This is a genomic window from Planococcus circulans (assembly GCF_020023385.1).
Lineage (GTDB): Bacteria > Bacillota > Bacilli > Bacillales_A > Planococcaceae > Planococcus.
In genome coordinates this window covers 1-930 of sequence record NZ_JAIQCL010000027.1, presented here as the reverse complement: position 1 = coordinate 930, position 930 = coordinate 1, and the positions used below count along the sequence as shown (strand labels likewise).

Sequence of the window (930 nt, the reverse complement as noted above, 5' to 3'; positions counted from 1 at the left end):
TACCTCCAAGTCCGGTCAAATTGGTCAGGATGATCCGTTCACGCGGCGGAAGCGTGCCCTTGAACACCAAATTGGCAAAGGCGTACTCTTCTACTGACATCGGGCGATGCTTCACCAAGGCGTTGGTCGCAGCCAGGGTCCCGACAAACACCGGGATGGCCAAAGTAGGACTCAAGAGAAACGAAGCGCCGGCCGTTGCCAGCAACGCTGGAATGCCTCCGACTCCAACCACATTGGCTTTGGTGATGGCCCCTAGTTCTTTTCCGATAAAATGGATGATGGCTGCCTGCGGGCCTAGCGCCACATTGACAACCAAAAACTCCACGACATCTTTCACAACCGACTCCAGTCCGCCAACGACCCCGCTGTATTCATAAGCTTTGGCGATCTGTAAGGTGCCAAATTGAAGCGTCGGCCACTCCAGTTGGATCAGTTTACTGTGATCCCGTTCATCCCAGTCAAAGTCTCTTCGTGGACTCAAACCGCTCTCTGTGCCCTCCACGGTACCGGACTTCTGGACCACCAGAGCCATTCCCGCATTCGTGGCAATTGACGCCCTCACTTGAAACTGGTAATCGAGGAATCCGCTGTCATGTAAGTGTCCGCGGAAGGTATAGTGGCCGTCTTGGCGCAATTCTAGTTCCGCCCACCCCCCCAATGCAACTCCGCTGGGGGTGATGATTCTTCGGTGCATACGCACCACTTCAACGAATGGCCCGCGGATGAGTGTCCACCCAATTGTCCCATTCTGGAAGTCTTGCATGCGCCCACCGCCTGGCCGATCCCGCTCTGGGCTAATAGGATATCCTAGGGAACTACGTTCCCAACCCAAGTTCTTCCAGTGTTCGCGAATTCCCCCATACACCTCCTGGGCTCCGATATTCGGATACCAGTAGATGGACTTCTCCGGTTTGCCCGGCTCGTGCAGGG

The 930-nt window shown here is 55.6% G+C and carries 1 protein-coding gene and 1 pseudogene; both read right to left on the bottom strand.

The window, feature by feature from the left end; translation table 11 throughout:
• Nucleotides 1-763 (bottom strand): hypothetical protein (locus K8U60_RS18900; protein WP_263298747.1); only part of this gene is annotated, 763 nt, incomplete at its 3' end.
• A gap of 3 nt (nucleotides 764-766) precedes the next feature.
• Nucleotides 767-898: pseudogene (locus tag K8U60_RS19220) on the bottom strand (LGFP repeat-containing protein); the annotation flags it as partial.
• Nucleotides 899-930 lie beyond the last annotated feature (32 nt).